Annotated in this window: 21 protein-coding genes; 2 read left to right on the top strand and 19 right to left on the bottom strand. The window is 63.5% G+C overall.

The window, feature by feature from the left end; translation table 11 throughout:
* From J2S75_RS19525 to J2S75_RS19460, 14 genes are all read right to left on the bottom strand, one after another.
* Positions 1-1146: a lyase family protein gene (locus J2S75_RS19525; protein ID WP_307022417.1), complete on the bottom strand. Its 1146-nt coding sequence runs from the start codon at positions 1144-1146 to the stop codon at positions 1-3.
* The gene (gene pcaG, locus J2S75_RS19520; RefSeq protein ID WP_307022415.1) at positions 1143-1838 is read right to left on the bottom strand and encodes a protocatechuate 3,4-dioxygenase subunit alpha; all 696 of its coding nucleotides are present in this window, start codon (positions 1836-1838) and stop codon (positions 1143-1145) included. The genes J2S75_RS19525 and pcaG overlap by 4 nt, the downstream gene beginning before the upstream one ends.
* Positions 1831-2544, bottom strand: coding sequence for a protocatechuate 3,4-dioxygenase subunit beta (gene pcaH / locus J2S75_RS19515; protein ID WP_307022413.1), 714 nt, complete (start codon positions 2542-2544; stop codon positions 1831-1833). Before pcaH ends, pcaG begins: the two co-directional genes overlap by 8 nt.
* A complete protein-coding gene (locus tag J2S75_RS19510) occupies positions 2541-3203 on the bottom strand; it encodes a CoA transferase subunit B (protein WP_307022411.1) in 663 nt (220 codons plus the stop codon). The genes pcaH and J2S75_RS19510 overlap by 4 nt, the downstream gene beginning before the upstream one ends.
* Positions 3203-3910, bottom strand: a complete 708-nt coding sequence (locus J2S75_RS19505; protein WP_307022409.1) for a CoA transferase subunit A — start codon at positions 3908-3910, stop codon at positions 3203-3205. Before J2S75_RS19505 ends, J2S75_RS19510 begins: the two co-directional genes overlap by 1 nt.
* Before the next feature lie 96 nt (positions 3911-4006).
* Positions 4007-4819 (bottom strand): ABC transporter permease, encoded by an 813-nt coding sequence (locus J2S75_RS19500; RefSeq protein WP_307022407.1) that lies wholly within the window; start codon positions 4817-4819, stop codon positions 4007-4009.
* 20 nt (positions 4820-4839) lie between these two features.
* Entirely contained in the window at positions 4840-5805 is a 966-nt protein-coding gene (locus J2S75_RS19495) for an ABC transporter substrate-binding protein (RefSeq protein WP_307022405.1), read from the bottom strand.
* Between the two features lie 78 nt (positions 5806-5883).
* On the bottom strand, positions 5884-6876 hold the full coding sequence (locus J2S75_RS19490) for an ABC transporter substrate-binding protein (RefSeq protein WP_307022403.1): 993 nt from the start codon (positions 6874-6876) through the stop codon (positions 5884-5886).
* Positions 6877-7124: 248 nt separating this feature from the next.
* Complete coding sequence (locus J2S75_RS19485; RefSeq protein WP_307022659.1) at positions 7125-8039, bottom strand: EamA family transporter; 915 nt, start codon at positions 8037-8039, stop codon at positions 7125-7127.
* Positions 8040-8176: 137 nt separating this feature from the next.
* Positions 8177-8914: an ABC transporter permease gene (locus J2S75_RS19480; protein ID WP_307022401.1), complete on the bottom strand. Its 738-nt coding sequence runs from the start codon at positions 8912-8914 to the stop codon at positions 8177-8179.
* Positions 8911-9663, bottom strand: a complete 753-nt coding sequence (locus J2S75_RS19475; protein ID WP_307022399.1) for an ABC transporter permease — start codon at positions 9661-9663, stop codon at positions 8911-8913. The genes J2S75_RS19480 and J2S75_RS19475 overlap by 4 nt, the downstream gene beginning before the upstream one ends.
* Before the next feature lies 1 nt (position 9664).
* Entirely contained in the window at positions 9665-10483 is an 819-nt protein-coding gene (locus tag J2S75_RS19470; protein ID WP_307022397.1) for an ABC transporter ATP-binding protein, read from the bottom strand.
* Entirely contained in the window at positions 10480-11463 is a 984-nt protein-coding gene (locus J2S75_RS19465) for an ABC transporter substrate-binding protein (RefSeq protein WP_307022395.1), read from the bottom strand. Before J2S75_RS19465 ends, J2S75_RS19470 begins: the two co-directional genes overlap by 4 nt.
* A 48-nt stretch (positions 11464-11511) precedes the next feature.
* The gene (locus tag J2S75_RS19460) at positions 11512-12318 is read right to left on the bottom strand and encodes a class II aldolase/adducin family protein (protein WP_307022657.1); all 807 of its coding nucleotides are present in this window, start codon (positions 12316-12318) and stop codon (positions 11512-11514) included.
* Between the two features lie 234 nt (positions 12319-12552).
* Here J2S75_RS19460 and J2S75_RS19455 point away from each other — a divergent pair, with 234 nt between their 5' ends.
* On the top strand, positions 12553-13482 hold the full coding sequence (locus J2S75_RS19455) for a LysR family transcriptional regulator (RefSeq protein WP_307022393.1): 930 nt from the start codon (positions 12553-12555) through the stop codon (positions 13480-13482).
* Between the two features lie 7 nt (positions 13483-13489).
* Here J2S75_RS19455 and J2S75_RS19450 read toward each other — a convergent pair whose 3' ends face one another.
* The 4 genes from J2S75_RS19450 to J2S75_RS19435 form a co-directional block, all read right to left on the bottom strand.
* Positions 13490-14398, bottom strand: a complete 909-nt coding sequence (locus tag J2S75_RS19450) for an NAD(P)-dependent oxidoreductase (protein ID WP_307022391.1) — start codon at positions 14396-14398, stop codon at positions 13490-13492.
* Between the two features lie 391 nt (positions 14399-14789).
* Positions 14790-15803 carry a LysR family transcriptional regulator gene (locus tag J2S75_RS19445; RefSeq protein WP_307022389.1) on the bottom strand — a complete coding sequence of 338 codons (1014 nt, stop codon included), beginning with the start codon at positions 15801-15803 and terminating at the stop codon, positions 14790-14792.
* Between the two features lie 19 nt (positions 15804-15822).
* Positions 15823-16584: an ABC transporter permease gene (locus tag J2S75_RS19440; RefSeq protein ID WP_307022387.1), complete on the bottom strand. Its 762-nt coding sequence runs from the start codon at positions 16582-16584 to the stop codon at positions 15823-15825.
* 3 nt (positions 16585-16587) lie between these two features.
* Positions 16588-17475 (bottom strand): ABC transporter ATP-binding protein, encoded by an 888-nt coding sequence (locus J2S75_RS19435; protein WP_307022385.1) that lies wholly within the window; start codon positions 17473-17475, stop codon positions 16588-16590.
* A 278-nt stretch (positions 17476-17753) separates the two neighbouring features.
* Between J2S75_RS19435 and J2S75_RS19430 the strand changes: the two genes are divergently transcribed.
* Positions 17754-18260: a MarR family winged helix-turn-helix transcriptional regulator gene (locus tag J2S75_RS19430; RefSeq protein WP_307022383.1), complete on the top strand. Its 507-nt coding sequence runs from the start codon at positions 17754-17756 to the stop codon at positions 18258-18260.
* Here J2S75_RS19430 and J2S75_RS19425 read toward each other — a convergent pair.
* Complete coding sequence (locus tag J2S75_RS19425) at positions 18257-20029, bottom strand: thiamine pyrophosphate-binding protein (RefSeq protein ID WP_307022381.1); 1773 nt, start codon at positions 20027-20029, stop codon at positions 18257-18259. The two genes, J2S75_RS19430 and J2S75_RS19425, sit on opposite strands and share 4 nt — an antisense overlap.
* Positions 20030-20200: the final 171 nt, after the last annotated feature.

The raw sequence follows: 20200 nt of genomic DNA, 5'->3' as shown, positions 1-20200 counted from the left end.
CTAGTCTCTTTGCTGGTCGGCCAGCAGGGAGACAACGATCGCCCCGCTCTCGCCGATGTCGTCGCCGACGCCTGCGGCGGCAAGATTGCGTGCGAGCGCGGCCTCGTCGATCTCCAGCCCTTGCGCGACCGCCGCCATGGCGGCGGCCGCGCCGGCGGCAATCAGGAACAGCTCGGCCAGAACCGGTCCCTCGGCTTGCCAGCCTCCCAACCCGCGCTCCTGCTCCGCCGGCAAGCCGGCGAGGATGCCGGCAACGAGGCCGGGCGCACGCAGCGCCGCCGAGAGGGCGATCTGGCAGCCGGTGGGGTTGCGCTTGTGGGCCATGGCGGAAGAGCCCCCGCGACCGGAAATGGCGGGCTCGCGCCCCTCGCCGATGCCGTTCTGGGCGAGCAGCGAGACATCCCTTGCCATCTTGCCGAGCGCCCCCAGGACGATCGCGAGCGCGGCGGCGATGCCTGCTATTCCGCCGCGCCGGGCGTGCCAGGGCGGGCTCGACGGCAGTCCCAGCGCACGCGCAAGGCGTGAGGCGACGGCTTCCCCCTTACCGGCGAGGCCCGAGCGGGCGCCGGCAGCACCGCCGAATTGCAGGGTGGCGCCCTCGGCCACTTCCCGTTCGAGCCGGTCCGCCGCGTCGGCGATCCCCTTCCGCCACTGCGCAAAGCGAAGGCCCAGGCTGATCGGCAGCGCGTCCTGCAGCAAGGTGCGTCCGATCGCGGGCGTCGCCGCATGCCGCTGCGCCAGCGCCGCCAGCGCCGCGGCGGTCGCGGCGAGATCGGCGCGCAGCAGTTCTTCAGCGGCGCGAACCTGCAGCATCAGCACCGTATCGGCGACATCCTGGCTGGTCGCGCCGCGATGCACTGCTTGCGCCGCGCTTTCGGGCAGGGCGATACGCAATTGCGCGACCAGCGGTATGGCCAGGGTGCCGGCGAGAGCGGCCTCGTCGGCGATCCTTGCCGGATCGAGTGCGATCTCCGCGCATAGATCGGCGATCATCCGCGCGTCGGCCGGGTCGATCACTCCCTCCGCGGCTTCGGCCAACGCCAGTTGCGCCTCGAAGGCGAGCACGTGGTGCAGCACGGTGTCGTCGTCGAACACCGCCTCCATCGCCGGCGTGGTGGCTGGCCGCGTCCGCAGCAGGCTGGTCATAGGTCGAAGAACACGGTCTCGTCGGGACCCTGAAGATGCACATCGAGCCACCACGTATGGTCGGGCCGGCGCACGGCGATCAGTGTCCGGCGGCGTTCCTCGGGAACAAGCGCGAGGATCGGATCGGTGTCGTTGCCTTCGCCATCGGCAAAATAGAGCCGGGTCGCCAGCCGCTTGAGCAGGCCGCGGCCGAAGATGGACAAGGCGATGTGAGGCGCTTGCAGGCTGTTGCCGGGTCCGGGAACGCGGCCCGGCCGGATGGTGCGAAAGCGAAACACACCCTCCTTGTCGGTCGCCGAGCGGCCGAAGCCGATGAAGTGGGGATCGAGCTCGATCTCCTGCCGTCCGTCGTCGGGGCTGGCATAGCGTCCGGCGGCGTTGGCCTGCCAGAGCTCGACCATAGCATCGGGAATCGGCGCGCCATTGCCGTCATAGATGCACCCGGCGATCTCGATCGCCTCGCCCTGCGGGGTGCCGGTCACGCCGGAGGTGCCCAAGAGATAGTGCTCGGGCGGCATCAGGTCGGGACGCGCGCCGAGGTCGGAGCGTCCGACGAGGTCGGCGCCGCCCTTCCATGGCAGGCCGTAATGGAAAAACGGCCCGACGGTCTGCGACGGGGTCTGCCCGAACAGCGCCGGGTCCTGATTGTCGTGACGTGGTGCGGCGTCGCGTCTCTCGAGCTCGTCAATCATCATGATCATCCTCGAACGGCGTCTGCTCACGGCCCTTCAGCACGATGTCGAAGCGATAGCCGAGCGCCCAGTTCGGCACAGTGGTGCCGATGTCGAAACGCGACACCAGGCGCTGCCGGAAGGGCAGTGGCACCGCATTGGCGATCGGATCGATCTCGATCAGCGGGTCGTCGGGGAAATACATTTGTGTCACCAGCCGTGTGGCGAAGGCCGGCCCGAGCAGCGACAGATGGATATGGGCGGGACGCCAGGCGTTCTTGTGGTTGCCCCACGGATAGGCGCCCGGGCGAATGGTAACATAGCGGTAATTGCCTTCTTCGTCGGTGACCACGCGGCCGGCGCCTGTGAAATTGGGATCGAGCGGCGCTGGCCAGTCGTCCTTGGAATGGATGTAGCGGCCGGCGGCGTTGGCCTGCCAGATCTCGACGATGGTGTTCGGCACCGGCCTGCCGCGCTCGTCGAGGACGCGCCCGGTGACGACGATGCGCTGGCCCTGTGGCGTGCCCTTGTGCTGGGTGGTCAAATCCGTCATCGCCGGGCCGATCAGCCGCTCCCAATTGCCGGCCGGGCCGGTCACTTCGGTCAGGGTCGGCGGCACCAGCAGCGGCGGCTGGCGCGGGCTGCGCAGCACGGTGGAACGATAATCGGGATAGAGCGAAGGTGGGTTGCCGCCATCCTCGCGGGCATAGGGAAGGATCAATGTCATGCTGCTTGTCCCTTGAGCGTGGAAGCAACCGCGAACGGGGCACCCGTCTTGGCGGCGACCTCGTCCAGCGTGGTGCCGGGTGAAAGCTCGGTGACCGTCAGCCCGCCTTTGACCTTGTCGCAGGCGATGACGCACAGATCGGTGATGATCAGGTCGACGACGCCGGTGCCGGTCAGCGGCAGGGTGCAGCGCTCGAGGATCTTCGCCTCGCCGTGCTTGTTGGCGTGCTCCATCACCACGACGATTTTCTTGACGCCGGCGACGAGATCCATGGCGCCGCCAATGCCCTTCACCATCTTGCCGGGAATGGTCCAGTTGGCGATGTCGCCATTGGCGGCGACCTCCATGGCTCCCAGAATGGCGAGGTCAATATGACCGCCGCGGATCATCGCGAAGGAATCGGCGGACGAAAAGAAGCTTGTCGTCGGTAGCAGCGTGATCGTCTGCTTGCCGGCGTTGATCAGGTCAGGGTCGACGTCGCCCTCGAAGGGAAAGGGGCCCATGCCGAGGATGCCGTTTTCGGACTGCAGTGTAACCTCGATGCCAGGCGGGATGTAGTTCGCCACCAGCGTCGGGATGCCGATGCCGAGATTGACGTAGTAGCCGTCCTTCAGCTCGCGCGCGGCGCGTGCGGCCATCTGCTCGCGGGTCCACGCCATCACGCGGCCTCCCTCTTGCGGGTCGTCGGTTTCTCGACCCGCTTCTCATTGATCGTGCTCTTGATGATGCGGTCGACGTAGATGCCTGGGGTGTGAATCGCTTCCGGATCGAGGCTGCCCGCCTCGACGATCTCTTCGACTTCGACGACCGTGACTTTGGCGGCAGTCGCCATGTTGGGGTTGAAGTTGCGCGCGGCGCGCCGATAGACGAGGTTGCCGGCGGTGTCGGACTTCCAGGCCTTGATGATGGCGAGGTCAGCGCGCAGCCAGGTCTCGCGGACATAAGGCCGGCCTTCGAACTCCTCCACGGGCTTGCCTTCCGCCACGACCGTGCCGACGCCGGTCGGGGTGAAGAAGGCCGGGATGCCGGCGCCGCCGGCTCGGATGCGCTCCGCCAGCGTTCCCTGCGGGTTCAACTCAAGTTCGAGCTCGCCGGAAAGGTACTGCTGCTCGAACAGCTTGTTGTCCCCGACATAGGAAGCGATCATCTTCCCGACCTGGCGCGTTTCCAATAACATCCACAGCCCGAAGCCGTCCGCGCCGGCATTGTTGGAGATGACCGTCAGGTTTTTGACACCGGACCTGCGGATCTCCGGGATCAGGCTCTCCGGATTGCCGGACAGGCCGAAACCGCCCGACATGATGGTCATTCCATCGAAAAGAAGACCAGCGAGAGCGCTTTCCGGGCTGCCGAAGATCTTGCTCATAAAATGCTCCCTTGAATCGCTGATCGGCGCTGCTAGACAAGCGGAAACCGACGACACAGCCGCCGCGCTCGCGACGGGCGTTCACAGGCTCGCCGCTCAGTCATGGGATGTCCTGCGCTTGGCCTGAGCTTCGGTGTAGCGCCCGACGGCCATATTCACGCCGACGGCCAACAGGAAAACCATGATAAGCAACGCGTACATGCGCGGCATGTTGAATGTCGTATAGGTCTGGATGATCGCGTAACCCAGCCCCTGATTTGCAAGCTTGGTTTCCGCGAGAAGCGTGCCAACGATGGCGACGCCGAGGCCGATGCGGATACCGTTGATCACCGGAATGCGCATGGCCGGCAGGTAGACCTTCCTGAACATTTGCGAGGGCGTAAGCCGCAGGCTCAGGCCGACACGGATCAAGACCTGATCGATTTCGCGCATGGAGCCCGCGACGCTGATCGCGACCGGGAAGAAGCACGACAGCGCCCCCATAGCGATCTTCGAGCTTGGTCCGACCCCGAACCACATGATCAGAATCGGGAAGAAAATGATCTTCGGCGTCGGACCGAGATAGTGAAGCAGCGGTTCATAGGCCTGTGCCAAGAAGCGGTTCCGTCCGAGCAGGATGCCGACCGCGATGCCGGTCCCGCCGCCAATGGCAATCGCCAGGAGCACTTCGCCGGCCGTCACTCCCAGATTCGCATAGAAGCTGCGATCGACCAGCAGAAAGGCGAGTTCTCTGGCGATGAGCGCGAGGGAGGGCACCACGTCCCGATAGAGAAGACCGGAACGTGCGAGAGCCTCCCAGCCGACCAGAAGGACCACCATGATCCCAATGCGCGTCAGGAGAACCGCGCGATCTTCGTTGATGGACGCCAAGGCGGGACGAGCCGGGCTTGCAATTGCTCTGACGCTCATGATGTCTTTCCCTCACGGTCTCAGTTGCGCGGCGGAATCTGGATGAGCTGGGCGAGCTGCTCTTCCGTCAGGGGCTGGGAGGTGTATTTGAGCGCCACGGCATCCGGCACAATCGTCTCAAGCCCGACGATGCGGTCAGGATTCAAGGCCTGCTTGGGGAAGAACTCGTCCCGCGTTCGCCGCGCAATGGCCTCAGGCACGCCGACGAAGGCGGCGTAGACCTTGATGGCGTCTTCGCCGGCATACATGGCGTCGACCGTCTCGCGATAGGCCGCCATGAAACGGTCGATCAAGGGCTTCTTGTTCTGGAGCACGCTGGTATTGGTGATGAGCAGGCGAACCGTCTGGTTCTTGAAGGCGTTGGTATCGTTGCCGGTCGCGATGACGCGGATTTCGCCTCGGTCGAGCTGTTCCAGGCCGAAAGGCGGAGCCGACCAGCCGACATCAATCTGTCCGGACATCACCTGCGTCAAGGTGGCTGCCGGACCGCCCGTCGCCGTCGGGCGAGCATTCAACCCGTTCTCCTTGATGAAGGCATTCACGACGCCATGCGTCGAAGAGCCGTTGGTGGAGTAGGCGATCGTTCGGCCGTCGAAGTCCTTCAGGGTTTTGATCGGCGAATCCGACTTCACATACCAGTAGAGATCCTGTCCGCCCGTCGTCTCGGCACCGATAATGCGGATCGGCGCCCCTTTGGAGAAGGCCGACATCGCTCCCATGATGCCGCCCGCGACGCCGATATCGACGCTGTTGGACAGGACGGCCTGCTGGGTTTCGCCGCCACCCTGGGTATAGAGAATCTCAAGCTCGAGGTTGTGCTTCTTGAATATGCCCAGCCGGCTGCCGATCTCAGCAACCGATGTGTCCCAGTTCCCACGCTGGCCGACCGCGAGCTTAAGACGGTCCTGAGCCGCGACGCCCTGGGCGGCGCACACCATCAAGCTTACCCCGGCAATCGCCGAGACCATCCACGTGAACCTGCCCATAACGTCCTCCCATAAGTATTTTTGTGGAGATTATTGTTAGTCTCTGTCGTCCAGACGAAATTCAGCTCCTGGCGGGCATCAAATCTTGAAGACCTCCAGGGTCGATGCGTGAAACAGGTCCTCGACCTTCAGCGGCTGGGACGACAGCCCCTGCGAATGATGCGCCTTGAGGAATGCCTCCAGCACATGCCGGTTCGATCCAATGCCGTATGACCAGAAATCCGTGCCCATCAGGGCGCGGGCAGCCTGTAGCTGTTCCTCGACGAACGGCAACGTCACCTTCGTCGCCGAGGTATCGCCCAGCTTCGTCAAGGCCGCTGCCTTGGACCGCTCGAACGCTTTCAGGAGAGCGGCCGGAAGCCAGGGATGCGCCTCGACGATCGTCCGCCGCACGCCGATGACGTGCATGATCGGGAAAATCTTGGTTCGCTTGTAGTAGTCCGCTGCCGCGGCGGTCGGATCGGGAAACAGGCGGATCACCCGCGAGTCGCCGGCGTCGAACGATGAGGGCGATCTGGGGCCGATGAAGCCGTCGATGTCACCATCGACCAGCATCTGATTGAGTGAACGATCGCATGGTGCCTGCTCGACGCGGATGTCCGCGGGAAGCTCCACCAGGATCTTCTCGGCCCGGCCGGGCTGCTCGATGCCGCCGCGCACCCAGGTTACGTCGGACGGCTTGACGCCGTAATCCTCTTCCAGCAGCGCGCGGATCCACACGCAGGCCGTGAGCTGGTACTCCGGGCATCCAATGCGCTTGCCCTTGAGGTCGCGGGGACTGTCGATGCCGCGGTCGTTTCTGATGAAGATCCCGGTATGGCGGAAGGCCCTGGAAACGAAAGCGGGCACCCCGACATAGGGGTTCGTGCCCTGGGCCGTCTTCAAGGCGAAGCTGGAGAGCGACGCCTCGCACACGTCGAACTCGGCATGGCGAAAAGCCCGGAAGAAAATCTCCTCCGGCACCAGCTTCATGAAGACCGGATCCACACCGTCGATCAGCACGGCGCCGTCGATCAGCGGCCGATTGCGGTCGTAGTCGCCGATGGCGATGGAAAGGCGCAAATTGGACAATCATTCCTCCCGAGCCGCATTCGAGGACGCCGCGGCCTGCGCCAATCATGAGACCCCCGGTCGTCCCGGACAAAGACTTCCGCGAAATGGGAGTGAGATGCGAACTGTATGGGAGCGCCAACGGCGCGTCAGCGTGGACTTAGTTCTAGACAAAGGGCGTCACAGCACGCCTCACAATATTTTGGCGCAATTCAGGTTCATACGACAGCATCGTGTATGTTTTGATTGAACAGTGACGTGGTTAACGCTCACATCACGATAATGATGACTCCGACTGTGGCGAGAAGCGTTGCAACAATAGTGACGAGATCTGGCATCACTTCGGTTCGGAAGATGACAATGGCGAACACCATGGTGACGAACACCTCCAGCGAATAGATGATCGCGACCCGCGTGACAGTGGTGAACTGCAAGGCAACGAACATGCAGATCTGCCCGGTGGAAATCGCCAGGGCCGCTAGCCAATGCCAGGAATTGCGCATGGCCAGTTCGGCGTGCAGGGCTGTCCGCTTCTCGTGGTCCCAAGCTGCGAGGAACGCATAGTAGGACAGCGCTGCCAGGGCGCCGACGAGCGTTCCGAAGATACCATCCGGCACGAGGGCGAGACCGAGCTTGCGGGTTACGAAGCCAGCGGCATAGGAAAAGCCTGATAATGCTCCCGATCCGTAGCCGCGCCAGAGCGAGCCGCCATTTTCTCCTGTCAGGCCCCGTCCGCGCTTGGTTTGCCAGATCGAATCGCCGAAGAGTAGAAAAAGGCTCGCCGCCACGAGGGCCAACCCGGCCGCGGTCCGACCGCCGAGGATCTCACCGAGGATGACCACAGCGAGCAGAACCGAAAACAGAGGGGTCACACGCTTGACGGCGGCGGCTCGCACAGATCCCAGATCGCGGATGGAGACAAAGTAGAGAGAGCGCCCCACCGTCGTCGTCAACAGGCCGCTCACCGCGAACCACAGCAAGCCCTTCCACCCGTCCCCACCGAGCCCGGTCACGGAGTGCCCCGATCCGACCAGCAGCCAGACCGCAGCTGCCATAGCCGCCGTCATCACGACGGAAAGCAGGGCACCGCCGCCGCTCCTGCCGTCCTGTGCCGCTTTGAACACGGCAATACTCCCGAAGGAGAAGGACAACACGGACGCCAACGCAAACGCCTCGCCCAGCATGTCGATCACGATTCCATATCGGGAAATCGTGTCCGCGCCCGATGCGGCAATCGCGCCTCCTTTCCGGCATGACCCCCGCCGACGCGCCGTCGTCTGTCATGATGTTGCGACTCGCAATCGGAAAAGTGAACCATTGTTCAGGATCCGTGCCGCAGCGCGCGATCGCATGCGAGAAGCATCATGCTTGCAAGCACTGCGAACAATACGATCAGCGATGTCAGAGCCATTATGAGATCGGTGTCGTGCAAGCCGATGGCCTGCATCAGCAGAAAGCCGAGACCGCGCTGCGAGGCGAACATCTCTCCCAGAAGCGTTCCGATGAGTGTCAGCGAGAAGCCGAGCCGCAGCCCGGTAAAGATCTCCGGCCTGGCCGCCGGAAAAAGCACCGACCATGCGCTCTGCCATGCGCCGAGGCGCAGCACCCTGGCGGTGCGGATCAAGACGGGGGGCACATTCCTCAAGGCGCCGAGTGTGAAGATCGCAATGGGCATGATGCCGTGGATGGCGCCGAAGGCCACCTTGGATGGCATGCCTATGCCGAAGATTAGCAGGACGATGGGATAGACGGTGATTTTCGGCAGGGAATAGAACGACACCAGGAGGGGCTCGCCGACCTCGCCGGCCAACCTGTTCATGCCGAGTGCGAAGCCGATCGCGACCCCCAGCACGATGGCGATGGCCAAGGCGGTTGCGAAGGCGGTCGCGGTCTCGCGCAGGTGAGCGCCGAAACCCTCTGAACGGACCAAGCCGAAGGCGGCGCGAGCCGTATCCAGCGGCGAGCGCAACGCAAGATCGCCGACGAAGAGATACACCGCCTGCCATAGCACCAGAAGCACAACGAGAACGAGCACATGATTCCGGAGATCCTTCGTCATGAACGGCTCCTGCGGCCGAGCAGGCGCTTTTCCCAGGCAGAGAACAGTCCGTTGATCGTGCCGGCGACGAGCAGGACAAAGAGGATGAGCGGATACATGACCTCATTGTCGAAATTATTGTAGGCAAAGACGATCTCGTGACCGATGCCGATCCTGGACATGATGAACTCCGCCCCGATCACGCCGATGAAGGAATAGGCGACGGCGAGCTTGATGCCGGTCGCCAGATAGGGGCCGGCATAGGGCAAATAGACGTTCCACGATGCCTCGATCGATCCCATTCCATAGATGGCGACGGTCTTGCGGAGAACGCGCGGAATCCGGTCAAGCGCATTGATCGTGTTGACGATCACCGCGACGATGGCGAGCATGAAGCCAATGACGATCTGCGGCGCCTCGCCGATGCCGAAGATCGCAATCATCAGCGGATAGAACGCATAGATCGGGACGGCGTAGTAGGCTCCGAAATAGGGCGAAAGCGTCTGCGCCAATGCCCGCGAGCGGTGGATGAGCACGCCCAGCGCGGTGCCGACGACGATTGCGGCACCGCAGGCGATGGTGATCTTGGAGAGCGTTTGCGCAATGGCGGCTTGAACCCGATCCGATGTCAGCAGACGGACGAGATCCACCGCGATCTCGCTAGGCGGCGGCGCGACGAAGCGCGAGATCACGCCGGAGCGCGACAGCAGTTCTAGCAGAGCGACGATCGCCGCGATGATGGCCAAGCGAAGGATAGCTGCGTGTCGCATCTCATTGTCCCGCGGTGGCGAGCGCCGCCATCGATTCCTCGCGCAGGCGCGACCACAACCGACCCGTGATGTCGCCGAAGCGCGGGTCAGACACCACGCGGCTATCCCGCTCGATCCCCCAGGGCGTCTCGACTATGTCCAATATTCGACCCGGTCGGGCCGACATGACGCCGATCCGATCGGCCAACATCGCCGCCTCGTCGAGCGCATGCGTGATCAGCAGGATCGTGGCACCCGTCTCGCGCCAGAGCTTCAGCAGTTCTTCGCCCATGATCAGCCGCGTTTGCTGATCGAGTGCGCCAAACGGCTCGTCGAGCAGGATGAGCCGCGGCCGCTGCACCAACGTCCGGGCGATGCAGACCCTCTGACGCATGCCTCCCGACAATTGCGCAGGATAGGCCTTGGCGAAATCCGCCAGCCCCATCAAAGCGAGAGTCGCGGTGACCCGGCGGGAAACTTCCGCCTCGCTCAGCCCCGCCCGCCGGATGCCGAAGGCGACGTTGTCCGCGACCGTCAGCCACGGAAACGAAGCATCCTCCTGGAAGACGACCCCGATGCCGTCGGGCACCGCGCTGCCCGTCAGGGGCCGTCCTTCGAACGTCACCTTGCCGCTCGTCGCCGGCGAAAGGCCGGCGACGATGTCGAAGAGCGTGGACTTGCCGCAGCCGGATGGTCCGACCACCGCGAAGAACTCCCCCTTGCGCAGTTCCAGCTCGATCGGCCCGAGGGCCTTCACCTGCGTCTGCGGATCGCTGCCGAAGACGCGCGTCACGCCGGTCAGCCCGACATGAGCCTCCGCAATTCTCGCCGCCATGTTCATTTCAGGCTGCGTTCGGCTTCAGGCAGGAAACTTACGTCAATCAGCTTCGTCCAGTCGATCTCGCCCTCGGCGGCGCCTACGAGGATCTGTGCCCGCCACATTTCCTTGAGCCCGGCCAGGTCGAACTTGCCTGTGCTCCAGTAAGGCAGCCCCTCGCCTTTGCGGGTCAGATGCTTGATGGCCTCCAGGACGATGGGAGGATCAAGCTTGTAGACCTTGGCGACGATCTGCGCCGCTTCCTCCGGATTGTCGCTCATGAAGGCGACGGCCTTTGCCCGGCCGGTAACGATGCCGCGCAGGAAATCTCCCCGGCTGGCGGCGGCGGCGTCCGTGGTCACGCCCACGACATTGCTCATGGAGGGGAACAACTCGTCCGCCGTCGCGATGATCCGGTACTTGTCCCGATACTTGGAAAGCAACGGTTCCGTTGCAGGCGCGACATCGATGGCGCCGAGGTCGAGCGCGACCAGCGCCTCGCCCAAGCCGCCGGTCATGACGAGTTCGACGTCGGAGGCCTTGAGTCCGGCCTTCTCGACAATGAGCATCGCGAGGGCCTGGCTAACCGATCGCGGACTCGAATAGCCGATCTTGCGGCCCTTCAGATCGGCAATGCTCTTGATCGGCGAATCCGGCTTCACCATCCAGCCGAATTCGGACACGGTCTGGACATTGTTGCTGATGATCTTCAGCGGCGCACCCTGCCGGATTGCCGTGGCGGCGGCGATCGGGCTGACCTCGGCATAGGCGATCTGCCCGGCAAGCAGATTGCGGACCGTCGTGCCGCCTCCCTGTGACGACAGGATTCCCGAGACCTTGCCGTCGAAAAACCCTTTCTCCATGGCGATGGCGAAGGGCATTCCGCTGGCGGAGACGCCGTAGTTGCTGACGACGATCTCCTCGCTGTGCGCTGCCGGCATGCCGAGCCAGCAGGCCAGCGCCAGTGCCGGCAGCCACGACTCAAACCAGTGCTTCAATCTCATTGTCTTTCCTCCCTCGCTTTTCTTTTTTCGAATGGATTGCCTGCATGTTCAGCCGGCGATGCCGGCCGTCCAGTACTCCCAGATTCGGCTTTCGACGGCCTCGTTGAGATTTGCTCTGCTGGACAGTGCGGTCTCGCCACTGGTCAGGGGAGAGATCGTGCCCAGGCTGGCGGCCTGAAGCTGGAGTTCCGCGTTCAGGCGCAGATGCACGGCGCGGAAGGTCAGTTCCCGTACCGTGCGCCCGACCACCGTCGCCCCGTGGCGTCGCATCGCCACGACCCAGTTGTCCGCTAGCGTGGCCGCAAGGGATTCTGCCTGCTCGATCGTGCGCACCAGCATGTCGGTGTCGCCGAACGCTTCGCGACTGTCCCACATCGGCACACGGCTTCCGATCACCGCACCCAGATGGCAGACGGGAACGATGTCGACGCCTGCGATGCAGAAGGCGACGACGGCGGCCGCATGATGGTGGCAGACCGACATGACGTCTGGACGCGCCCGATAAATGGCGCTGTGAATCACCCGCTCGGCGTAGAGCCTGACGGGCGTCTCCACCACTGGCTGATCGTCCATGTCGAGCTCGACGAGGTCTGCGCGTTCAACCAGGGCCGGGCTGCGCGAGCGTGAAATGAAATAGCGATCGGGATTCGACGGATGGCGGGCGCTGACATGGCCGAAGCCGTCGAGCACGTTTTCCCGCGCCAGGATGCGGTTGGCGGCGACGAGATCGTTCAGCACGGTCTCGAGCGCACCGTCAAGGATCTCACCGGGGATTCCGACGGCCGTGCGTGGCAACGCTGTCATCCTTCGCTCTGCCAATTCGTGTTGCCCGAGCAACTGACCTGCGAAAGCCATCGCCACCTGGTCGCCGTCTGTATCGTCCTGTCCATGCCGCCGTCAGCCTCGCCGCCCCTATTTCCACGTGCCTCAGCAATTGCGCATCGCGCGCGTGCCGGGAAACGCTAAAATCCCCTTGCCGCAAGCGGAAAAATCGCTCACTAAGTTTAGAATCCGGCTTGGCGGGGCGGCTGTAAACGGCATCTGGCGTCTGATGCGATCGTCCAACGTGCCGAAGGGGAGACGAGCGCGGTGAGGTTTCGGCAGCTCGAATGCTATTTTCACGTCTGCGCACATGGCAGCATCACCCAGGCGGCCAATGCTTTAAACATCGCCCAAACCGCGCTCGGCATCCAGATTCGCCAGCTCGAAGATGAGATGGGTGTCTCGCTGCTTATGCGGACCAGCCGGGGGGTACAGCCGACCGAGGCAGGCAAGCTATTTCTTGACTGGGTTCGGCGAACCCTGGATAGCAGGCACGAGATCAAGCGAAACCTGGCGGCTTTCCGCGGTGATGATACCCCACAAATCGTGACTGTCGGCCTGACGCCCAGTCTGACGCTGCTGCTTGGCGCAGACCTGATCGAAGCGGTCGGCCGCTCGCCAATCAAGATAAACCTGCAGCTGACCGAGGGTTTGAGCCACGTCATCGTCGCGGGCATGGCATCGGGCAAGGCCGATATTATCTTCGCTTTCAAGCCTGATGCCTCCGCGACGCTGCGCTGCACCCCACTGTTGCGCGAGTCGCTTTACCTCATACGCCGGCCGGAGCACCCCGACAGCCGGACGAAGACCGTTGCCTTGCATGAAGCTCTGGGCAATCGGTTCGCCATGCCGGACCGCGGCGATGTCGTGCGCCGGATGATCGAGGAACGGGCGGCAACCGAAGCGCTCGCGCTCGACGTCGCCTATGAGGTGCACTCGATCACCGCCATTAAGCAACTGGTCGCACGCGGTCTCGCCTTAGCCATCCTGCCGCTGGGATGTGTCCACGACGAAGTCGTGGCGGGTCAACTCTCTGCATCCAGGATCCTCGATGCAGCGCTTGACCGGACCCTTTACGCGATCCGCCCGACGGACCTCGATCCTGCCATCGACACCCTGCTGATCTCGACGTTTCTGTCGGTCTATCGTGAAATTGCCCGGGCTTGGGGTATGGGCGAGGTTCTGATGCTCGCCTGAACCCCGGCTACCGCCCGAGTTCGATGCCCGCGCGGCGTTCCATTGGCCGTACCACGGCGGTCAGATCATCAATCTCGACGCCCTCGTCTTTTGCGCGCCGAAAGGCCTGTAGGGCACTGCGGCAGGTGTCGGTCAGCGTCGCCGCGCAAGCGGCCGGTTCGGCCAGGAACAATTCGAGATCCTTGATCACGACCGCCAGCGTCGCGCCGAAATCAAAGGAGCGCGGCAGGATGTGATGGGGAAGCTTGCCCAGCGTCGCACTATTTTGGCCGCTACCGCTGTTGATGACGTCCAGCATCGTATCGGCTGGGATGCCGGCCTTCGCGCCAATCACCATGGCTTCACAGGCCGCAACCAGATTCGTCAGCGCGATCGCATTGTTGACGAGCTTGAGGGTTTGGGCACGGCCCGGCTTGTCGCCGGCGACGACGATCTTGCTGCTGTACCGGGACATCGCTTCCCTTACAAAGGCGACGCTTCCGGTGACGCCCGAAACGATGGTCGTCAATTCACCCGCGCGGGCTTTTGGCGGGCCGCCGGTTACCGGGGCGTCGACCGTCGCGATCCCTCCGGCTGACAACCGTCTGTCCAACTCCTCGATGAACGGTGAACCGCTGGTCCCCAGGTGGACATAGTGCTTGCAGCGCTGGCCATGCAGGACTCCATTACCTCCGAAGAGAGCGTCGCGGTGGTGTCGTTCCTCTACCAGACACGCGAATACAATGTCGGCGCGATCCGCCACATCCTTTGGCGAATCCAAATGTTCTATCCCTGTCGCTAAACCGGACAGCCGCGCAGGAGCCGGATCGAAGGCGACGATCGAGCGCGCACCCGCCAGCCTTCGGGCGATCGGTGCCCCGAGGGCCCCTAGCCCGAGAAAACCAATCACCGGAACATCCACACCACGCGATATCATCGTTCTGCTCGACCACACTGGAACTCTGTATTGTTATTCCGCAGCAAAATGTGGTGAAGGACAATTTTCCGCGCCCCGCGAGCAAGTTCTCTTCTAGCTCTCCCGGTCGGGTACAAGGCCGCGCCCTCAAACTGGCGAGGAAACGTCAAGACCACGCAAGCAACCCTTCTATTTCGAAACGCCCGCGTAGGCCGCAGATCGGCCCCGACCGGCGTTTCCGACAATGGGCCTTGTGCGGAAAACGCCAGCACGCCGAAGCGATCGCGAGAGGAGGGCCGAGTCTGCAACAAGTCGACCAGACGATGCGGCGGACCTGCGATCACGGGAATCCTGTCGGTTCTCCGAACCGCAGGCTCGACAGCTGAAGCGGCTGCATCAACGCAGGCGGCCATCACGTACCAACGCGGCGCGCCAATGCTCCGAGAGATTCGAGCAGGCGCTGCACGACCGACTCGAGGAAGCTATCGATGGCATCCTGCTGCTTGAAGGCGGGAGCATTGGTCGGCTTGATCAGATAGAGGGTCCGCCTGAGGGGTACGTCCGTTATCCTTTGCATCACCAGCTTGCCGGTGCGCAGTTCCTCAACGGCCGTCCCATAGGGCATGAAGCTTGCCGCGGCACCCCGCACGACGAGCGTCCGCATTGCCGGGATCGACTGCGCCTCGTAGAGGATGCGGGGGCTCAACGAGAACTTTTCCGCCGCGGTCCTCAGCAGTTGCTGCACCATGTCCCGCTCCCCTGCCTGCACCAGCTCATGCGTCAATGCCTCGGCAAGCGTGGTTGTCTCAGGGATGACCGCGTCGGTCGCGGGCCGGATGAAGAGCAATTCCTCTTCCAGAATGGGCCGGCGCTCCACCCCTGGTCGTGCCTGGTCGACGCCATAGGCGAATGCGTAGTTGACCTCTCCGCGTTCGAGCGAGAGCACGAGACCGTAGCTGAGCTCCTCGACCAGACTGAGAGAAACCGTCGGAATCATATTCTTGGCGTCGAGCAGCATGTCCGGACCGATCTGCAGCATGATGCTGGGTGTCAGGCCAAGGGACAGCACTTCCTGGTCGACGTCGGACAACGCCAGGACATCGCGTCGGATATCGTCAACATCCTGCAGCAGGCGTCGAGCCCTCTCCAGCAAGAGCTTTCCGGCCTCGGTCAGCACGACGCCGCGCGAGTGCCGAACCAGCAGCCCGGTCTGCAATTCCTGCTCAAGCTGGCGAATCTGCAGGCCGAGGGCGGGCTGTGCCACGTTCAACTCCTCGGCGGCCTTGGTGATGTTGCCGACCTCGGCAATGCGGACAAAATATCGAAGCTGTCGCAGATTGATCGCGGCCTCCCGACGGCACGGTTCGCCCGTCCGCATTATGATGTCCAACGCGGCGGCTCGGCAATCGACCGCCGGCGTCGCCATCGTTCCAGACCGAACGTCCTCAGCTTCGGTCCGCGGGCCGGAACCAGCGCTCCATGCGTTCCAGCGCCGAGAAGATCACGACACTTACAAGGATGACGAAGACGATCGTCGCGAATACGCCCGGCAGATCGTAGCGCTCGGCGAGATCATTGACGAGCTGGCCGAGGCCTCCGAAATTAATGAGGAATTCGACGCCGATCAGGTTGATGAGAGCGAAGACCAACCCGAGGCGAACGCCTACAAAGATCGTCGGGACGGCGGCCGGCAATTCAATCTTCCAGAAAAGCTGCGCGGGCGTCAGCTTGTAGCTGTGGCCGACATTGATGAAGCTTTTCCGGACCCCGTTCAAGCCTTCAAGCGTCTTGAGGATGACAGGCGCCAGGCCGGCGAAAAAACCCATCGCCACGATGGTGACGGCGCTGCGACCGAACATGACCAGAAAGAGCGGATAGGCCAAGACGATCGGAGCTGCGGTAATGGCCGCAATCCAGGGCTCCGTCGCGAGCTGCAACACCCGGCATCGGTGCAGCAGCACGCCGATGGAGATGCCAAACAGGCTGACCAGCACGCTCGCTGCCAGGGCTTCCGTGCCCGTCAGCACCAGACGATGGAAAAGCTGTTCCTCGGCGAACAACCGGCCGAAGCTGCCGAGCACCGCCGAGGGAAACGGGATGACGAACTGGTTGAGGAGACCGAAGGTCAGCAGCAGCTCGACGCAACCGAGGAAGATGGCGACGCTGGCCAAGCCGAAGAATAGGGGTAGGAGGGTCAGGTATCTCATCTGTCAGGCCTTGCTCTGGCGAGCGCCGGCTTCTGTTTCCGCCATGCCGCGCGAGGCCTCTTCGCGCAGATCACTCCAGATCTCGGCGACATAGCGACCGAAGGCCTCGCTGCTGACGACATCGCCATGACGCGGACGAGGCAGGCGGATATCGACGATACGCTTCACCCTCCCGGGACGGAACGTCATGATGATGACGCGGTCGGAAAGCTGTACCGCTTCGGTAATGTTGTGCGTGATGAGCAGCGTGGTCTGACGCAGGTCCTGCTGGATCTTGAGAACCTTGTCGCCGAGGAGCAGCCTCGTCTGCTCGTCCAGGGCCGCAAAGGGCTCGTCCATCAGCAATATCTTGGGCTCGAACACGAGCGTACGCGCGATGGCGACGCGCTGGCGCATGCCTCCGGAGAGCTCGGACGGATAGCGCTGTTCGAACCCGGCCAGACCGACCATGTCGATGAATCGGCGCGCGATCTCGTATCGTTGGGCCTTGGCGACGCCCTGCACTTCCAGCGGAAAGGCGACATTGTCGATAACCGTGCGCCAGGGAAAGGTCGATTCCTCCTGGAACACCATTCCGATCGCGGGGTGAGGTCCGGAGATCTCCTCGCCATTGACGGTAACACGCCCGTCAAAGCTGCGGACAAGGCCTCCCAGGATACTGAAGATCGTCGATTTGCCGCAGCCAGAAGGGCCGATGATCGAGACGAATTCTCCCCGCTCGATGGAGAAGGACATGCCGTCAACCGCAGTGACCGTGCCCTCCCGCGTATTGAAGCGCTTCGAAACGCCGTCGATGATCAGGTCGGTCTCGGCGATCTCGGCGGGCGCGAGACGCAGGTTGGCAGAAGATGCACGCATGTCCCTGTTGTCCTCTGGCTTGCTGTCGCTCATGGGCATCGCCCGCGTGCCGAGCTCCCTCGTGGAGCCCAGCGCACCGGTCCTGGGTGGCATCTGTCGGCTGGCAGCATTCGACCTTCCCTAAGACGCGGCCCTTGTCATGTTGCGGCCTGCTTGGTTCTGAAGGTACGAGGACCACCGTTTGAGGTCCAAGATTATCTCGCTTGCTCTCTCAAACATTTGGCTGTGGGCCAGCCATGCCGCCCATGGTGGATGAATGCTCTCCCAACCGGCTATAGTGGCCGCGGAGCTGCAATCGAATTGGAAGACTGATGGCCGGTACAAGCAGGGCTGCCCACAATCCGCGGAGGCCGTCTCCGATCGAGCTCCCGTTCGAAAGCAGCGTCGGCTATCAGCTGCGCATGGCCAACCGCGCCACGCAGCGCTATCTCCAGTCGAAGATCGAGCCTTACGGCGTGACGCCTGGCATGTGGTACTTCCTGCGTGCGCTGTGGCAGGAGGACGGCTTGACCCAGCGCGAGTTGTCGCGCCGGATCGGCACGATGGAGCCGACGACCCTTACAGCCCTCATCGCGATGGAACGCGCCGGCCTGATCACGCGCGAGCGCGACGACACCGACCGGCGCAAGCTGAACGTGTTGCTCACCGCGAAGGGTCATGCGCTGAAGGAGGTGATGATGCCCTTCGCGATCGAGGTCGTCGAACGCGCCACCGCCGGGTTCAGCGCGGAGGACAAGGTCCGCTTCCTGCGCTATCTCGCCACCGTCCAGAGCAATCTGGCCGAAGTTTCGACCGGGGACGACGGCGTCGATCCCTAAGCCTCGACCGGGCTCGCGCCTTGCCGCGTCATGCCTGCGGCCATGGCGGGGCTGTATCCGGGCACAATCCGGGCGTCGATCACGACCGGTGAGCCGGACCTAGCCGCCTTCAACCCTTCGGCAAGCGCTGCCGCGAGTTCACCGGCCGTCGACACGGGTCCCAGCCCGACCAGACCCTGCGCACGCGCGATCGCCGCGATATCGATATCGGGCTCGTCGATCCGCTGGCCGATCCATTTGTTCTCTACGGGACGATGGCGCGTCAGGGCGACACGCTCCTGATGGATCTCGTCATTGTAGAACGAGCGGTTGTTCGCGACGATGGCGAGGAAGGGCAGCTTGTAGTGCGCGGCGGTCCAGAGCGCCGATATTCCCATCATCGTGTCGCCGTCTCCCAGCACCGCCACCGGCAGCCGCTCGGATCCGGCCAGCGCGAGCGCGGCTCCGACCAGCATGCCCGGCCCCGAGCCGATGCCGGCCCCGCCGTCGGTGCCCAGATAGTCGAGCGGGTGGCGGAAATGCCAGCTGTCGCCCGCCCAGCCCAAAGGCAGCCGGACGAGGGAAATCACCTGGTCCCTGAAAGCCTCGCCCATTGTGGCTGCCAGCGAGACGATGTCGAGCGGCCTGTCTTCCGCCAATTTCAAGGCCGGCGCCGCCGGAAGCACGGCAGGATCGAGGCCCGGCTCGGCACCGAGTTCGTCCGCGATCAAATGCAAGACCAGATCGGGATCGCCGACGAGATGCAAATGTGCCGGTGCCAGCGCCTGATGATCCATGCTCCAGCCATTGTGAAGGTGATGATCAAGCGAAACGTTGATGATCTGGGCTTCTGCGATATCGCCGGCCTGGCGCAGCGTGCCGCTGAGGTCGACCCAGTCGAAGGCGAGGATCAGGTCTGCGTTCCGGATCGTCGCCGCCGCCGCCTCGTCGAGAAAGAAGCCTGGCTTTGCCGCGTGCAGCGGGTGATCGGTCGGAAATGCTGCCCCGACCTTGATATCCGTCAGAACGCAGGCGCCGAGCTTCTCGGCGAGTGCGACGCGGCGCGCCCAGTCACTGCCGCTGCGGGACACTCTCCCGAACAGGATCACCGGCTTGGCCGCGCGCGCGAGCATGTCCGCCGCCGACCGGACGTCGGCTCGCCCCGGCACGGACGGGGACGGGGCCGCGAACCGCCCTGGAGCCGGCAGTGCGGGCAGTTCATCGAGACGCTGTTCCTGCATGGAGACGTCCAGGCACACATAGGCCGGCGCCATCGGCGCCGTGCGCGTGACGTTCGCCGCGCGAATGAGCGCCTCGATCATGGCGGGAACCGAGACGGGCTGATCATCCCATTTCACATACGGGCGGATCAGGGCGCCCTGATCCTTCGCTGTGTGAAGCCAGTCGATCCAGGGCCTGCGCTCGGCGGCATCGACCGGTCCTGTGGCTCCCAGGATCAGCATCGGCACGCGGTCGCACCAGGCATTGTAGATCGCCATGGCGCCGTGCATCAGTCCAACATTGCTGTGCAGGATCACGCCCATCGGCTTCCCGGTGACCTTGGCATAGCCATGGGCCACAGCGACGGCATGCTCTTCGTGCAGGCACAGCAGCATCTGCGGCCGCTGGTTGCCGAGATGGTTGACGATGCTGTCGTGGAGTCCGCGGAAGCTCGATCCGGGGTTCAAGGCGACATAGGGAATGTCGAGGAGGCGCAGCATCCCGGCGACGACGTCGCTGCCCCAGACTCCATTGTCGCCCGACGGCAGCGGAGCGTCGATCTCCGACATCGCAGAATTCGTCACGGTTTCCTCCGTCGCATCGTGCCATTTCTTGGTGCTGCTCGGCGCAGCGTTGCCGGCGTTCTCTCACAGCCGTGTCGCGACGGGAACGATGAGATATGTCTGGCAGAAAGCTCGCTCCCTTTGGGCGAGGGAGTGAGCTGAGGGTTCAGGGAGCGG

Source organism: Ancylobacter polymorphus, assembly GCF_030813495.1.
GTDB lineage: Bacteria > Pseudomonadota > Alphaproteobacteria > Rhizobiales > Xanthobacteraceae > Ancylobacter > Ancylobacter polymorphus.
This window is presented reverse-complemented; position numbering and strand designations above follow the sequence as displayed.